The 14,914-nt window shown below is 73.4% G+C and carries 12 protein-coding genes; 8 read left to right on the forward strand and 4 right to left on the reverse strand.

The features are described from left to right. Positions 1–44 precede the first annotated feature (44 nt). Complete coding sequence (locus DFJ68_RS05025; RefSeq protein WP_121035101.1) at positions 45–2,045, forward strand: TIGR03960 family B12-binding radical SAM protein; 2,001 nt, start codon at positions 45–47, stop codon at positions 2,043–2,045. Between the two features lie 50 nt (positions 2,046–2,095). Here DFJ68_RS05025 and DFJ68_RS05030 read toward each other — a convergent pair whose 3' ends face one another. Both DFJ68_RS05030 and DFJ68_RS05035 read right to left on the reverse strand, forming a co-directional pair. Then, the gene (locus DFJ68_RS05030) at positions 2,096–3,709 is read right to left on the reverse strand and encodes a HAMP domain-containing sensor histidine kinase (RefSeq protein WP_147431512.1); all 1,614 of its coding nucleotides are present in this window, start codon (positions 3,707–3,709) and stop codon (positions 2,096–2,098) included. Between the two features lie 119 nt (positions 3,710–3,828). Next, on the reverse strand, positions 3,829–4,500 hold the full coding sequence (locus DFJ68_RS05035) for a response regulator transcription factor (protein WP_121031528.1): 672 nt from the start codon (positions 4,498–4,500) through the stop codon (positions 3,829–3,831). A gap of 166 nt (positions 4,501–4,666) precedes the next feature. On the opposite strand from DFJ68_RS05035, the gene DFJ68_RS05040 reads away from it, so the two are divergent. Further along, positions 4,667–5,506, forward strand: a complete 840-nt coding sequence (locus DFJ68_RS05040) for a hypothetical protein (protein ID WP_121031530.1) — start codon at positions 4,667–4,669, stop codon at positions 5,504–5,506. 376 nt (positions 5,507–5,882) lie between these two features. Here DFJ68_RS05040 and DFJ68_RS05045 read toward each other — a convergent pair whose 3' ends face one another. After that, on the reverse strand, positions 5,883–6,416 hold the full coding sequence (locus DFJ68_RS05045; protein WP_121031532.1) for an NUDIX hydrolase family protein: 534 nt from the start codon (positions 6,414–6,416) through the stop codon (positions 5,883–5,885). A gap of 211 nt (positions 6,417–6,627) precedes the next feature. Here DFJ68_RS05045 and DFJ68_RS05050 point away from each other — a divergent pair, with 211 nt between their 5' ends. From DFJ68_RS05050 to DFJ68_RS05060, 3 genes are read left to right on the forward strand one after another with little or no spacing between them, the layout of a single operon-like run. After that, positions 6,628–6,810 carry a hypothetical protein gene (locus DFJ68_RS05050; protein WP_121031534.1) on the forward strand — a complete coding sequence of 61 codons (183 nt, stop codon included), beginning with the start codon at positions 6,628–6,630 and terminating at the stop codon, positions 6,808–6,810. Positions 6,811–6,818: 8 nt separating this feature from the next. Further along, on the forward strand, positions 6,819–7,394 hold the full coding sequence (locus tag DFJ68_RS05055; protein ID WP_211333271.1) for a PRC-barrel domain-containing protein: 576 nt from the start codon (positions 6,819–6,821) through the stop codon (positions 7,392–7,394). After that, the gene (locus DFJ68_RS05060; protein ID WP_121031538.1) at positions 7,394–7,837 is read left to right on the forward strand and encodes a PRC-barrel domain-containing protein; all 444 of its coding nucleotides are present in this window, start codon (positions 7,394–7,396) and stop codon (positions 7,835–7,837) included. Before DFJ68_RS05055 ends, DFJ68_RS05060 begins: the two co-directional genes overlap by 1 nt. 96 nt (positions 7,838–7,933) lie before the next feature. On the opposite strand, the gene DFJ68_RS05065 is transcribed toward DFJ68_RS05060, so the two are convergent. Beyond that, positions 7,934–9,331 (reverse strand): FAD-binding oxidoreductase, encoded by a 1,398-nt coding sequence (locus DFJ68_RS05065; RefSeq protein ID WP_121035102.1) that lies wholly within the window; start codon positions 9,329–9,331, stop codon positions 7,934–7,936. A 248-nt stretch (positions 9,332–9,579) separates the two neighbouring features. Between DFJ68_RS05065 and ileS the strand changes: the two genes are divergently transcribed. The 3 genes from ileS to DFJ68_RS05080 are packed head-to-tail and all read left to right on the forward strand — an operon-like array spanning position 9,580 to position 14,905. Further along, positions 9,580–13,014 (forward strand): isoleucine--tRNA ligase, encoded by a 3,435-nt coding sequence (ileS, locus tag DFJ68_RS05070; protein ID WP_211333449.1) that lies wholly within the window; start codon positions 9,580–9,582, stop codon positions 13,012–13,014. After that, positions 13,011–13,514: a GNAT family N-acetyltransferase gene (locus DFJ68_RS05075; RefSeq protein ID WP_121031540.1), complete on the forward strand. Its 504-nt coding sequence runs from the start codon at positions 13,011–13,013 to the stop codon at positions 13,512–13,514. The genes ileS and DFJ68_RS05075 overlap by 4 nt, the downstream gene beginning before the upstream one ends. Continuing rightward, positions 13,511–14,905, forward strand: a complete 1,395-nt coding sequence (locus DFJ68_RS05080) for a bifunctional folylpolyglutamate synthase/dihydrofolate synthase (RefSeq protein ID WP_121031542.1) — start codon at positions 13,511–13,513, stop codon at positions 14,903–14,905. Before DFJ68_RS05075 ends, DFJ68_RS05080 begins: the two co-directional genes overlap by 4 nt. Positions 14,906–14,914: the final 9 nt, after the last annotated feature.

The raw sequence follows: 14,914 nt of genomic DNA on the forward strand, positions 1-14,914 counted from the left end.
CCGACGTTTCGGGCGGGGCGGGGGCCCGCCGTAGCATGGTCGGCATGTCCGGTGAGTCGCTGTTCCCTGCCCTCGAGCCGCTGCTGGAACGGGTCAGCAAGCCGATCCAGTACGTCGGCGGTGAGCTCAACTCGACGGTGAAGGACTGGAACGTCGGTGGCCTCGGCGACGACGGCGTCGAGCTGACCACGCGGTGGGCCCTGATGTACCCCGACGCGTACGAGGTCGGGGTGCCGAACCAGGGCGTCATGATCCTCTACGAGGTCCTCAACGAGCGCCCCGACGCCCTCGCCGAGCGCACGTACGCCGTGTGGCCCGACATGGAGGCGCAGCTGAGGGATGCCGGCCTGCCGCAGTTCACGGTCGACGGGCACCGGGCCGTCGGCGACTTCGACCTCTTCGGCCTGAGCTTCTCGACCGAGCTCGGCTACACGAACATGCTGACCGCGCTCGACCTCGCCGGCATCCCGCTCCACAGCGCGGACCGCGGCGTCGAGCACCCGCTCGTCATCGCGGGCGGGCACGCCGCGTTCAACCCGGAGCCCGTGTCCGACTTCATCGACGCGGCCATCGTCGGCGACGGCGAGCAGGCGGTGCTCACGGTCACCGACATCGTGGGCGAGTGGAAGGCGCAGGGCCGCCCCGGCGGTCGTCGCGAGGTGCTGCTGCGCCTCGCCCGCACCGGTGGCGTGTACGTGCCCGCCTTCTACGACGTCGACTACCTGCCGGACGGGCGCATCCGACGGGTCGCCCCGGCATCCGACGCCCCCGGCGTGCCCTGGCGCGTGTCGAAGCACACCGTCATGGACCTCGACGCGTGGCCCTACCCGAAGCAGCCGCTCGTGCCGCTGGCCGAGTCGGTGCACGAGCGCATGTCGGTCGAGATCTTCCGCGGCTGCACGCGCGGCTGCCGGTTCTGCCAGGCGGGCATGATCACCCGCCCGGTGCGCGAGCGGTCGATCACGGGCATCGGCGAGATGGTCGAGAAGGGCCTGGCCGCGACCGGCTTCGAGGAGGTGGGGCTGCTCTCGCTCAGCTCGGCCGACCACTCGGAGATCGCCGAGATCACCAAGGGCCTGGCCGACCGCTACGAGGGGACGCAGACCGGTCTGTCACTGCCGTCGACCCGCGTCGACGCCTTCAACATCGACCTCGCCAACGAGCTGACCCGCAACGGGCGGCGCTCGGGCCTCACCTTCGCCCCCGAGGGCGGCAGCGAGCGGATCCGCAAGGTCATCAACAAGATGGTCAGCGAGGACGACCTCATCCAGACCGTCGCGGCGGCGTACGGCGCCGGCTGGCGCCAGGTCAAGCTCTACTTCATGTGCGGCCTGCCGACCGAGACCGACGAGGACGTGCTGCAGATCGCCGAGCTGGCCAAGCGCGTCATCGAGACCGGCCGCCAGGTGTCCGGGCGGCGCGACATCCGCTGCACCGTCTCGATCGGCGGGTTCGTGCCCAAGCCGCACACCCCCTTCCAGTGGGCCTCGCAGCTCGGGGTCGAGGAGACGGACGCACGGCTGCTCAAGCTGCGCGAGGCGATCCGGGCCGACAAGCGGTACGGCAGCTCGATCGGCTTCCGCTACCACGACGGCCAGCCCGGCATCGTCGAAGGGCTGCTCTCGCGCGGCGACCGTCGTGTCGGGCGGGTCATCGAGGCGGTGTGGCGCGACGGCGGCCGGTTCGACGGCTGGAGCGAGCACTTCTCCTACGAGCGCTGGATGCGGTGTGCGGCAGCGGAGTTCGCGGCCATGCCCTGGGACGTCGACCTCGCCTGGTACACCACCCGCGAGCGCGACCAGAACGAGGTGCTGCCGTGGGACCACCTCGACAGCGGCCTCGACAAGGACTGGCTCTGGGAGGACTGGCAGGACGCCCTCGACGAGACCGAGGTCGACGACTGCCGCTGGACCCCGTGCTTCGACTGCGGCGTCTGCCCCCAGATGGGCACCGAGATCGAGATCGGGCCCACCGGCAAGACGCTGCTGCCGCTGACCGTGCTCGGCACCGGCCGCGAGGCCCTCGTCGAGGCGCACCAGCACTGATCCGGGGCTCCCGGCGCTGACGGCTCGGCCAGTCGGCTCCGTGCGTCGGCTCAGACCTTCACCGGCACCGGATGCGAGGCGGTAATAGGCGGCGAGGTCGGCGTGCTCGGCGTGCTCGTGGCGCTGGCCACCGGGTCGGTCGTGGTTGGCGTCGTGGATGTGCCCCCCGTCGGCGCGTCGGTCGTGCTCTCGGTTGGCTGACGGGTGAGCGGCAGGGTGAGCCGCAGGCGCGCGCCCCGTCCCGTGGTCGGCTCGAGCGCGACGAGGTCGCCTCCGTGGGCCCGGGCGATGCCTCTCGCGATGGCGAGACCGAGGCCGGCGCCGACGCCCGGTCCCGTGCCAACGCCGGGTCCCGTGCCGCCCGCGGATGCCGTCGCCTCCTGCACCGCGCGGGCCTCGTCGAGGCGCACGAGCCGTTCGAAGACCCGCTCCCGGTCGCCCGGCGGGATGCCGGGCCCGTCGTCGGCGACGTCGACGACGGCGAGGGCGCGCCCACCGGCATCCGTCTCGTTCGACACCGTGACGCCGACGTGGCCGCGCGGGCCGGCGGCGCGCACGGCGTTGTCAAGGAGGTTGCCGACGACCTGCGCGAGGCGGTCGGGGTCGGCCTGCGTGACGAGCGGCGGACCGTCGACGACGAGGGTGGCGTCGGGGTGACGCAGGCGGCGGGGCTCGACGGCCGACGCGGCGACCGCGGTGAGGTCGACGGCCCGCGGGCGCAGCTCGAGGCCGCGGTCGATGCGGGCCATGAGCAGCATGTCGTCGACGAGGCGGCCGGCGCGGCGTGACTCGCGGACGAGGGTGAGCAGGGTCTGCTCACGCTCCTCGCGCGGCGGGTCGCTGCGCAGCAGGTGCTCGCTCGCCGCCTGCAGCCCGGCGATGGGTGTGCGCAGCTCGTGGGCGGCGTCGCTGAGGAACACCCGGAGCCGTCGCTCGGCCTCGAGCGCCTGGCTCTCGGCGCCCTCGACGGCGTCGAGCATCCCGTCGAGGGCGTGGGCGGTCGCCCCGATCTCGGTGTCGGTGCGTTCGGGGCGCAGCCGGCCGCCGCGGTCGCCCTCGCGGATGGCGCGGGCGAGAGCGGTCACCCGGTCGAGCGGTCGCAGGGTGCGGGCCACGACGGGGCGTACGACGAGGCCGCAGAGGGCGAGGACGGCGAGGGCCCCGACGAGCAGGGCGATCCGGGTCTGGTCGAGCACCCGGCCGACCTCGGTCGTGCTCGCCGAGAGCACGAGGGTCGCCCCGTCGCCGACCTCACGTGTCACCTCGATGCGGTCGTCGTACTCGGTGAGCTGCGACTGCGTCGACGCCGCCACCGGGGGAGCGGTGGGCGCCGGTCGCTGGGCGCGGCCGCCGCCGGGACCGGCCGGCCCGACCCGCCCGGGGTCAGCGCCGGGCGGGGGACCCTCGACGTAGGCGGTGCCGTCCTTGGCGAGGACGAGCACCGACACGGTGCCGTCGCTGAGGCGCTTGGCGAGGTTCTCCGGGTCGAGCTGGTCGGCCAGCTGGGACGCGACCTGGGCCCGGTCGAGCAGGCGCTGCTGCAGCTGGGCGTCGAGGCGGCCCCGGAGCACGACGTCGGTCGTCACGCCGAGCACACCGAGGGTCACCGCGACGAGGACGAGGACGACGACGGTCAGTCGACGCCGCAGGGACGGGGTGCGCATCACCGGCCCACCGGCATCCGACGGGGTGGGGCGGGGACGCTCCGGGCGCAGCGGCGGTCGGAACGGCAGACGGCGTGGCAGGCGCAGTGGCAGACGTGGGCGGGGTGTCACAGGGGCGCTCACGGGGCCGTCGCGCGGAGGACGTAGCCGAGGCCGCGGACGGTGTGCACGAGGCGCGGGCCGTGTTCCTCCATCTTGCGGCGCAGCGAGCTGACGTGCGTGGGCACGAGGTTGTCGGAGTAGTCGTCGTAGCCCCAGACCTGCGTGAGCAGCTGGGTGGCGGACAGGACGCGTCCCCGGTTCTCGGCGAGGTAGGTCAGCAGGCGGAACTCGGTGGCGGTGAGGGGGAGGGCGACGCCGGCGCGCGTGGCGCTGCCACCCGCCTCGTCGACGACGAGGTCGGCGACCTCGACGGTCGCGGGGACGGCGCCGAGGCGGTGGAGCAGGGCGCGGGTGCGGGCGACCAGCTCGGCCATCGCGAAGGGCTTGGGCACGTAGTCGTCGATGCCGGCGGCGAAGCCCTGGAGACGGTCGTCCACCCCCTCGCGGGCGGTGAGCATGATGATGCCCGCGCTCCCGGTGCCGCGCACGACGCGGGCCAGGGTGGGCCCGTCGCGGCCGGGCAGCATCCAGTCGAGCACGACGACGGAGGGCTTGAAGGCGGCCAGGTGGTCCTCGAGGCCCTCGCCGGAGCGCAGCGTGCGCACCTGCAGCCCGCAGTCACGGAAGGCGGCGCCGACGGCGTCACGGATGGCGGGTTCGTCCTCGACCACGAGCACACGAGCGTTCATGACTCCATTAGTGCCGCCCGTTCTCAAGAAACGCTCAAGATCCAGCCGTCAGGAGCCTGTGCTTGATCTCGTCTTGAGATGGGCCTCCCACCGTGGTCATCACACCGACGGGCCCGACCCGCCGACACCGTGACCGCACCGGTCACCGACACGAACGGAGCTCGACATGAACGGCTACCCCACGGAGGACCCCCGCGAGCAGCTGCGTCGCCTCGCCGAGAAGCAGGAGCGCGAGCGCCTGGCCGACGCCCAGCCCGTCCCCGCCACCTTCACGGCCCAGCCGGCGGTCCCGTCGTCCGCCTCGGCCGCCCGGCCGGGGAAGCGCGGCGGGCTGTGGCGCGGACTCGCCATCGGCGGCGTCGCCGGCATCGCAGTGGCGCTCGCCGTGCCCGCCATCGCCTCGCAGAACGCGTCGACGCCCACCCGGGTCGAGTCGGCGGCGGCGACGACGAGCCTGACGGCCGGAGGTGACGGCGGCGCGGGCTCGACGGGCTTGGGCTCGGGCTCGACGGGCTCGACGGGCTCGACGGGCTCCGGTGACTCGGGCACGTCGACTGGCTCGGACGGCTCGACGGCGCCCACCGGCGGCGACGCCGGCGCCGCGGGCGGTCAGGACGGCTCCGCCGTGCCGGCCCCGCCCGCAGGCGGTCCCGGCGCGGACGCCAAGGGCGGACCTGCGGGTGGCCCCGCCGGTGGACCTGGCTGTGGCCCGGCCGCCGGCGCACCGGCCCCCGAGGCCGCAGGGAAGCACGCAGCGCCGAAGGCCGGTGAGAAGCCCGCCGCGCCGAAGGCCGGTGAGGCCCCCATGCCGCCCAAGGACGGCCAGGCCCCGACGCCGCCCGCGGCGCCGAAGGACGGCCAGACGCCCACCCCGCCGAAGGCCGGCGAGGCGCCGATGCCCCCCGAGGACGGTCAGGCCCCGACCCCGCCCGCGGCGCCGAGCGACGCCCCGAGCGGCTCGGGCCAGTCCGGTCAGTCCGACCAGGGCGAGAGCTCGGGCAGCTGAGGACCCGCGTCGGTCGGGGGTCGGGTCAGGTCCGACCACCGACCGGCGCGCTCATGAGAACCACGAGGCCACGTCCGGTCCGCCACCTCCTCGGCGGACCGGGCGTGGTCTCGTCTCGCACCCACCGCCTGCCGCGGCTGGCAAAGGAGCACGGCCACGCGGCATCCGGGCTCGTGAGGCCCGCCGCGGCTGGGAAAGGGGCAGGGCCACGCGGCATCCGGGCTCATGAGTCCCGCCGCGGCTGGGAAAAGTGCAGATGCCATGTCCGGTATCGGGCCGTGGCGCGGTCCGGGACGTCGGCCCGAGCGTGAGGGTGTCCGAATTCGGGCCGTGGCGCGGTTCGTGACGGGACCGTGCGCCCGGACCCGCCGTCGGGTCAGACGGGGTAGCCGACGTGGGCGAGGGCCTGGCGGACGAGGACTCCGTGCGACCCGCCCAGCTCTCCGGTCGCGGCGAGCGTGGCCGCCTCCTGCGGGGTGACCCACGAGAGGTCGAGCGCGTCCTGCTGCGGACGGCAGTCGCCCATGACCGCGACGACGAAGGCGAGCGAGACCGCGTGCTGGCGCGGGTCGTGGAACGGGGTCACCCCGGGCGTCGGGAAGAACTCCGCCACGGTGAACGGCTGCGGCGACAGCGGGATGCGCGGGAGGGCCATGGGCCCGAGGTCGCTCTCGAGGTGCCGCACGAGCGCGTCGCGGATCTTCTCGTGGTAGAGCACGCGCCCCCCGACGACCTCCTGGCCGATGGTGCCGTCGCCGTCGGCGCGCATGAGCAGCCCGATGTGGGTGACCACGCCCTTGTCGTCGCAGCGCACCGGGACCGCGTGCACGTAGAGCATCGGCAGGCGGTCACGGGCGTTGTCGAGGTCCTCGCGGCTCAGCCACGCGCCCGTCGTCTCCACTTCGGTCATGGCCCGATCATGCCAAACGGTGTGCACGCCGCCCCGGCCCCCGTCCCACCGCCCACGCCACTGCCTACGCCACCGCCCACCCCACCGCCCACGCCACCACCCGCCCCACCGTCGTGGTGCCCGGCCCGACCGCCCCCGCTGGCCTAGGCTGTGGACACCCGGGACGGCACCGCCGCACCCGACGAGATCCCTGCGAAGAGAGCGGTGTCCGATGGAGTGGTGGGGCTGGTTGGTCCTCGTCGTGGTGGTGGTCGCGCTGCTCGTGGCCGCCGTCGCGTTGATCCAGAGCCGCCGTCGACGTGGGGGCGTCATCATCGAGCGCGGCAGCACCACCGGCGGCACCGGTGACGCGGGCGGCAACAGCACCGGCAGCAGTTCCGGCGGCTCCGCATGAGCCGCCTCATGCGCAGCAGCGAGCTGGCCAAGCGCCCCGTCGTCACCCTCGCCGGTGACGACATCGCCCAGCTCAAGGACATCGTCTACGCCGCCGACGGCGGCTCGGTGCACGGCTTCACCCTCGCCGGTCGCGGGCTCTTCGCCGGACCCCTGTCGACCGTGCTGCCGTGGTCGTCGGTCACCGCACTCGGCAACGACGCCGTCATGGTCGACGACGACACCGCCCTCGTCGACAAGAGCGTCCTCGCGCAGTCGGCCGCCGGGTCCGGGGGAGTGCGCGGCGACGTCCTCGGCTCCCGCGTCCTCACGGATGCCGGGACCGACCTCGGCAAGGTCGTCGACGTCGTCGTCGAGGTGCGCGGCAGCAGCGACCAGTGCGACGTCGTCGGCTACGAGATCGAGTCCTCGCCCGCCCTCGAGAACGCCGGGCAGAAGGTCCTCATGCCGCTGCCCGACACGATGGCCGCGTCGGGCGAGCACCTCATCGTCCCGGCCTCGGCCACGCAGTTCGTGCGCCACGACCTCGCCGGTTTCGGCGCCGCCATCGACGACTTCCGCCGCCAGCTGCGAGGAGGTGCCTGATGCTCTTCTCCCAGGCCCGCAAGCACAAGATCGTCAGCACGACCAGCGCCGAGACCGTCGGCCGCGTCAGCGGCTTCGTCGTCGACCCCGCCACCCGCGCCGTCGTCGCCCTCGAGGTGAAGAAGAACAAGGAGGGCGACACCCTCGCCTGGCGTGACGTCGCGGGCTTCGGGCCGGATGCCGTCACGGTCGGCTCCCCGGGCAGCATCCGTCACGCCGACGACGAGGTCGCAGCCCTGCAGGGCAAGAAGCACGCCGTGCTCGGCAAGCAGGTGCTGTCGAGCGACGGCGACCGTCTGGGCGAGGTCACCGACGTCGACTTCGACCCCGAGACCGGGCGACTGGTCTCGGTCCTCGTCGACAAGAACCCCGTCGACGCCGCCCGGCTGCTCGGCGTCGGTTCCTTCGCCGTCGTCGTGCGGGCCCAGGCCGCCGTCGCCTGAGCGCTACTCACCTCGGCGCCTGACGGCGCCGAACCCGTCGGCCCCGAGCCCCTCGGTCCCGAACCCCTCGGTCCCGAACCCCTCGGTCCCGAACCCCTAGGCCTCGAACACGACCCCGGGGTTCATGATCCCGCCTGGGTCGAACACCGCCTTGAGCCGTCGCTGCCGCGCGACCTCGGCGCGCCCGAGCTCCTCCTCCAGCCACGGCGCCTTGAGGGCCCCCACCCCGTGCTCGCCCGTCATCGTGCCGCCGAGGCTCCACGCCAGCCGCACGATGCGGTCGAAGGCGCGCATCGCCCGCCGCACGGCATCCGGGTCGGTGGGGTCGTAGACGATCGACGGGTGCAGGTTGCCGTCGCCGGCGTGCCCGCCCACGGGGACGAGCACCTGCTCGTCCGTCGCCACGGCCTGGATGCCGCGGACGAGGTCGGCCAGCCGGCCGACCGGGACGCACACGTCCTCGGCGATGCGGCCACCCATCGCCTCGAAGGCCGTGCTCATGACGCGGCGACCCTCGAGCAGGGCCTGCGACTCCTGCTCGTCGTCGGCCACCGCGACGTCGGTCGCCCCGGCCGCCGACAGCAGCTCCGCGTAGCGCGCCACGTCCTGCGCCACGTGGCCGGGCCGGTCGGCCTGCACGAGCAGCACCGCCTCGGCGTCGTCGGGGAACCCGTGGTCGCCGAAGGCCTGCACCGCCCGCACGCTCGTGCGGTCCATGAGCTCGAGCAGGCAGGGCCGGTGCCGGTCGGCCCGCAACGCGGCCACCCCCGCGACCGCGGCGTCGAGCGAGTCGAAGACGCCCAGCGCCGTGAGGGCCGGGTCGGGGGCGGGCCGCAGCCGTACGACCACCTCGGTGACGACGCCGAGCGTCCCCTCCGACCCGACGAGCAGGCCGGTGAGGTCGTAGCCGGCCACGCCCTTCGCGGTCCGGTGCCCCGTGCGCATCACCTCCCCGCCCGGCAGCACGACCCGAAGCGCCGTCACCCAGTCGGCGGTGACGCCGTACTTGACGCAGCACAGCCCGCCGGCGTTGGTGGCGACGTTGCCGCCGATGGTGCACGTGCGCCACGACGCGGGGTCGGGCCCGTAGAAGAGGCCGGCGGCGGCGGCCGCGGCCTTGAGGTCGGCGTTGACGAGTCCCGGGCCGACGACGGCCAGGCCCTCGAGCGGGTCGAGGTCGCGCACCCCGCCGAGGGCCTCCACGTTGAGCACGATGGCGCCGTCGAGGGCGCCCGCACCCGCGGCCCGCGAGGTGCGCGCGCCCTGCGGCACGACGGGTGTGCCGGTGGCCTGGGCGTGCTCGAGCACCGCCACGACGTCGCCCTCGTCACGGGCCCGCACGACCGTGAAGTCGTCGGGCGCCGGCCGCGGGGGAGCGGTGGCGTCGGTCGCGTACGACCGCGCCACGTCGGCATCCGAGACCACCCGGTCGCCGAGCCGCTCACGGAGGACGGCGGCTCCATCGGGGCCCGGGACGACGTGCGGCGTGCTCACCACCTCAGGCTAGACTCGCCACACAGGCGTTCGAGCCGTCATCAGCGGCGAGCCTCCGGAGGAACAGGGCGAGAGCCCCCAGTAGAACCGGACGGGTGGGCCCGTCACAGCCTTCGGCAAGAGCGGTCGGATGCCGTCACCCCTCGCGGGTGCGCCAGCCGGCAAGCGGGGTGGTACCGCGGCAGCTCCCCTCGGGGAGGGTCGTCCTCGTGGCAGACGAGACGACCGCGACCGCAGGAGAGACCGCCATGACCTACCCCAAGGTCACCATGAACGCCGCCGACGGCCAGGGCGCTGACGGAGCTGACGGCACTGACGGCACTGACGGCACTGACGGCACCCCGGGCGTGGACGGCGCCACCGGCCGGCCTGCCGGTGTCCCGTCGAACCCGCGCTTCCCTCAGGTCGAGGAGCGGGTGCTCGCCTACTGGCAGGCCGACGGCACGTTCGCGGCCTCCGTCGAGAACCGTGACGCGGGCACCGACGGCGACAACGAGTTCGTCTTCTACGACGGCCCGCCCTTCGCCAACGGGCTGCCCCACTACGGACACCTGCTCACCGGCTACGTCAAGGACATCGTCCCGCGCTACCAGACGATGCGCGGGCGCCGGGTCGAGCGCCGCTTCGGCTGGGACACCCACGGCCTGCCCGCCGAGCTCGAGGCGCAGCGCCAGCTCGGGCTCAAGACGAAGCAGGACATCGTCGACCTCGGCATCGACCGGTTCAACGACGCCTGCCGCAGCTCGGTGCTCAAGTACACCGGCGAGTGGCGCGACTACGTGACGCGCCAGGCGCGCTGGGTCGACTTCGACCACGACTACAAGACCCTCGAGCCCGGCTACATGGAGTCGGTCATCTGGGCCTTCAAGCAGCTCTACGACAAGGGCCTGGTCTACGAGGGCTTCCGCGTGCTGCCCTACTGCTGGAACGACCAGACGCCGCTGTCGAACCACGAGCTGCGCATGGACGACGACGTCTACAAGATGCGCCAGGACCCGGCCGTGACCGTCGGGCTGCGCCTCGAGACCGGCGAGCTCGCCCTCGTCTGGACGACGACGCCGTGGACCCTGCCGGCCAACCTCGGCATCATGGTCCACCCCGACATCGACTACGTCGTCGTCGAGACCGACGTGCCGACCGGCACGAGCGAGCGCTACGTCATCGGCGCCGCCCGGCTCGCCGCCTACGCCAAGGACCTCTTCGGCCCCGACGTCGACACCGCCACCCTCGACGAGCGGATCGTGCAGCGGCTCAAGGGATCTGACCTCCTCGGGCGCTCGTTCACGCCGCCGATGGGCTACTACCTCGGCCACGAGAACGCCCACCGCGTCTTCCCGGCCGAGTTCGTCACCACCGAGGACGGCACCGGGCTCGTGCACACCGCCGGCGCCTTCGGTGAGGAGGACAAGATCGTCACCGACGCCGCGGGCATCACCCCCGTCGTGCCGGTCGGCCCCGACGGCCGCTTCACCTACCCCGTCACCGACTACGAGGGCATGCACGTCTTTGACGCCAACGCCCACGTCATCGACCACCTGCGCGCCGAGACCCGCGGGTCGGGCGAGACCGGCTCGGTGACGCCGGGCACGGTGCTGCTGCGCCGCGAGACCTACGACCACAGCTACCCGCACTGCTGGCGCTGCCGCGAGCCGCTCATCTACATGGCCGTCTCGAGCTGGTTCGTCGAGGTGACCAAGGTCAAGCAGCGCATGCTCGAGCTCAACCAGCAGATCGAGTGGACGCCGTCGCACATCAAGGACGGCCAGTTCGGCAAGTGGCTCGAGAACGCCCGCGACTGGTCGATCTCACGAAACCGCTTCTGGGGCAGCCCGATCCCCGTCTGGCGATCCGACGACCCGCAGCACCCGCGCATCGACGTCTACGGCTCGTTCGCCGAGCTCGAGCGGGACTTCGGCGTCGAGGTCACCGACCTGCACCGCCCCTTCATCGACTCGCTGACGCGCCCCAACCCCGACGACCCCCGCACGCCCGAGCAGGGCGGGTCGACAATGCGCCGCGTCGAGGACGTGCTCGACGTCTGGTTCGACTCGGGCTCGATGAGCTTCGCCCAGGTGCACTACCCCTTCGAGAACGCCGACTGGTTCGAGCACCACTTCCCCGGCGACTTCATCGTCGAGTACATCGGCCAGACGCGCGGCTGGTTCTACACGCTGCACGTGCTCGCCACAGCGCTGTTCGACCGGCCCGCCTTCAAGACGTGCGTCAGCCACGGCATCGTGCTCGGGTCCGACGGGCAGAAGATGAGCAAGTCGCTGCGCAACTACCCCGACGTGTCGGAGGTCTTCGACCGCGACGGCGCCGACGCCATGCGGTGGTTCCTCATGAGCAGCCCCATCCTGCGCGGCGGCAACCTCGTCGTCACCGAGCAGGGCATCCGCGACGGCGTGCGCCAGGTGCTCATCCCGCTGTGGAACGCGTGGTCGTTCTTCGCCCTGTACGCCAACACCGCCCGGGGCGGGGAGGGGTACGAGGCGCGCTGGTCGACCGAGCCGGACGACGTCCTCGACCGCTACCTGCTCGCCAAGCTGCACGACACGGTCACCGACCTCACCGAGCAGCTCGACGGCTACGAGGTGGCCGCCGCCTGCGACACGATGCGCTCGTTCGTCGACGTCCTGACCAACTGGTACATCCGCCGCTCGCGCGACCGCTTCTGGGGCGGCGAGTCGCCCGAGTCGCACCGCGCCTTCGACACCCTCTACACCGCCCTCGAGACGGTCACCCGGGCGGTGGCCCCGCTGCTGCCGCTCGTCACCGAGGAGATCTGGCGCGGGCTGACCGGCGGGCGCTCGGTGCACCTCACCGACTACCCGCTCGCGGCCGACCTGCCGGCCGACCCCGGCCTCGTCGCGGCCATGGACCGGGCCCGTGACGTCTGCTCGGTCGGCTCGAGCCTGCGCAAGGCGCGCTCGCTGCGCGCGCGGCTGCCGTTGGCCCGCCTCACCGTCGTCACGCCCGACCCGGCCGCGCTCGAGCCCTTCCGGGCCCTCGTACAGGACGAGCTCAACGTCAAGGAGGTCGTCCTTGTCGACCTCGGCGCCACCGGCGACGACGACTTCGGCGTGACCCAGCGCCTCACCGTCAACGCCCGCGCGGCCGGCCCCCGCCTGGGCCGCGACGTCCAGAAGGCCATCAAGGGCAGCAAGAGCGGCGACTGGGAGGTCGCCGCCGACGGCACCGTCACGGCCGGGGGCCTCGCCCTCGTCGAGGGGGAGTACACGCTCGAGACCGTCGTCGCCGACGGCGCGACCGGCGCGACCGGCGCGACCGGTGCCACGGGTGCCACCGGCGCCGTAGGTGCCACGGGTGCGTCCGGCGCCGAGCGCGCGACGGCGATGCTCCCGGGTGGCGGCTTCGTCGTGCTCGACACGACGGTCACGCCCGAGCTGGCCACCGAGGGCCTGGCCCGCGACCTCGTCCGGGCCGTGCAGCAGGCCCGGCGTGACGCCGGCCTGCACGTCAGCGACCGCATCCGCCTGACGATCTCGGGCAGCGAGCCCGTCTTCGAGGCGACGGTCGCCCACCGCGACCTCATCGTCGACGAGACGCTGGCCGCCGCCTTCGCCGCCGGCGGGCCGCAGCACCCGTTGCCCGCCGGGGTGGGTACGACCGTCACCGTGGGTGACGGCCAGAGCGCCACCGTCGTGGTGGAGAAGCAGTGAGCGACCTCGAGGTCCGGCTCGCGCGCGGTGACGACCTCGCCGGCATCCTGTCGGTGGGGCACCGCACGTGGCTGGCGACGTACGAGCCGATCACCGGCCCCGAGTACGTCGCCCTCGGCCTGGCGAAGTGGTGGACGGCGGATGCCGTGACCCCCACCATCCGCTCGGGGCGCACCCTCGTCGCGGTCGTCGACGACGAGGTCGTCGGCGTCGCCACCCACGGCATGCTCGGCGAGGACGTCGTGCTGTGGAAGCTCTACGTGCTGCCGCAGCACCACGGCGCCGGTATCGGATCTCGGCTGCTCGCGGCCGTCGAGCAGCACGCCGTCGAGCACGACCACGCCCGGATCGTGCTCTCGCACATCGCGGGCAACGACGACGCCGCCCGCTTCTACGCCCGCAAGGGCTTCACCGAGACCCACCGCGAGGAAGGCGGCTCCGGCATGCCCGACCAGGTCTGGATGGCCAAGACCCTCACCGCACCCGAGGAGCAGGCATGAGCCCCAGCGGCCGCCCCGACGCCGCGGCGGTCGAGGCCGCGCACACCCTCGAGGCGATGAAGCGCATGCGCGAGGTCGAGGAGGAGATCCTCGCCCGCGCCCCGGAGAACGACATCGGGCCGAGCCTCGAGCGCATCCGGGCGGTCATGGAGCTCGCCGGCGACCCGCAGCGCCAGTACCCCGTCGTGCACCTCACGGGGACCAACGGCAAGACGTCGACGAGCCGCATGGTCGACACGATCCTCACCGAGACCGGGCTGACGACGGGGCGGTTCACCTCCCCGCACCTGCACGACATCCGCGAGCGCATCAGCATCGGCGGCAAGCCGGTCTCGCGCGAGCGCTTCGTCGCCGCCTACGAGGAGGTGCTGCCGCTCGTCGAGCTGGTCGACGCCCGCTCGCTCGAGTCGGGCGGCCGCCGCCTCAACTTCTTCGAGGTGCTCGTCGCCGTCGCCTTCGCGGCCTTCGCGGACGCCCCCGTCGACGTGGCGGTCATCGAGGTCGGCCTCGGCGGCTCGTGGGACGCGACCAACGTCGCCGACGGGCAGGTCGCCGTCATCACCCCCATCGACCTCGACCACACCCACCTGCTCGGCGACGACGTCAGGTCGATCGCCGAGGAGAAGAGCGGCATCATCAAGGCCGACGCCATCGCCGTCGTCGGGCCGCAGGAGAACGACGCCGTCGAGGTGCTCGCGACGCGGGCCGAGGAGGTCGGCGCTCGTCTCGTCGTCGAGGGGACCGACTACGGCGTCACCGCCCGCGAGGTCGCCATCGGCGGCCAGCAGGTGTCGCTGCGTGGTCTCGCCGCCGAGTACCCCGACCTCTTCCTCCCGCTGCACGGCGAGCACCAGGCCGCCAACCTCGCCACCGCCGTCGCGGCCGCCGAGGCCTTCCTCGGCGGCGGCACCCAGCCGCTCGACGAGGAGCTGCTGCGCAGCGCCGTCGGCCGGATGACCTCGCCCGGACGCCTCGAGGTGGTGCGTCGCTCACCGACCGTGCTCGTCGACGCCGCGCACAACCCGCACGGCGCCCGCTCCCTCGTCGCGGCCATGGGCGAGGCGTTCGCCTTCACGCGGCTCGTGGGGCTGGTCGGGATCGTCGCCGACAAGGACGCCGTCGGCATCCTCGAGGTGCTCGAGCCCGCGCTCGACCACCTCGTCGTCACCCGCAGCTCGTCACCGCGGGCCCTGTCGCCCACCCGGCTCGGCGAGCTCGCCACCGAGCTCTACGGCGAGGGCCGGGTGACCGTCGTCGACTCGCTGCCCGACGCCCTCGAGACCGCGGTGACGCTGGCGGAGCAGGACGGCCTCGGCGGCGGGGTAGTCGCGACCGGCTCGGTCATCACGGCGGCCGAGGTGCGGATGCTGCTCGGCACGACCGACGTCTGAGCCTCGCCT

This window comes from Terracoccus luteus, from assembly GCF_003635045.1.
GTDB classification, from domain to species: domain Bacteria; phylum Actinomycetota; class Actinomycetes; order Actinomycetales; family Dermatophilaceae; genus Terracoccus; species Terracoccus luteus.

What these genes read in the sequence shown, in the direction of transcription:
- DFJ68_RS05025 (WP_121035101.1), top strand. Translation starts at nt 45, where the DNA reads ATGTCCGGTGAGTCGCTGTTCCCTGCCCTCGAGCCGCTGCTGGAACGG.
- DFJ68_RS05030 (WP_147431512.1), bottom strand. Translation starts at nt 3,709, where the DNA reads ATGCGCACCCCGTCCCTGCGGCGTCGACTGACCGTCGTCGTCCTCGTC.
- DFJ68_RS05035 (WP_121031528.1), bottom strand. Translation starts at nt 4,500, where the DNA reads ATGAACGCTCGTGTGCTCGTGGTCGAGGACGAACCCGCCATCCGTGAC.
- DFJ68_RS05040 (WP_121031530.1), top strand. Translation starts at nt 4,667, where the DNA reads ATGAACGGCTACCCCACGGAGGACCCCCGCGAGCAGCTGCGTCGCCTC.
- DFJ68_RS05045 (WP_121031532.1), bottom strand. Translation starts at nt 6,416, where the DNA reads ATGACCGAAGTGGAGACGACGGGCGCGTGGCTGAGCCGCGAGGACCTC.
- DFJ68_RS05050 (WP_121031534.1), top strand. Translation starts at nt 6,628, where the DNA reads ATGGAGTGGTGGGGCTGGTTGGTCCTCGTCGTGGTGGTGGTCGCGCTG.
- DFJ68_RS05055 (WP_211333271.1), top strand. Translation starts at nt 6,819, where the DNA reads ATGCGCAGCAGCGAGCTGGCCAAGCGCCCCGTCGTCACCCTCGCCGGT.
- DFJ68_RS05060 (WP_121031538.1), top strand. Translation starts at nt 7,394, where the DNA reads ATGCTCTTCTCCCAGGCCCGCAAGCACAAGATCGTCAGCACGACCAGC.
- ileS (WP_211333449.1), top strand. Translation starts at nt 9,580, where the DNA reads ATGACCTACCCCAAGGTCACCATGAACGCCGCCGACGGCCAGGGCGCT.
- DFJ68_RS05080 (WP_121031542.1), top strand. Translation starts at nt 13,511, where the DNA reads ATGAGCCCCAGCGGCCGCCCCGACGCCGCGGCGGTCGAGGCCGCGCAC.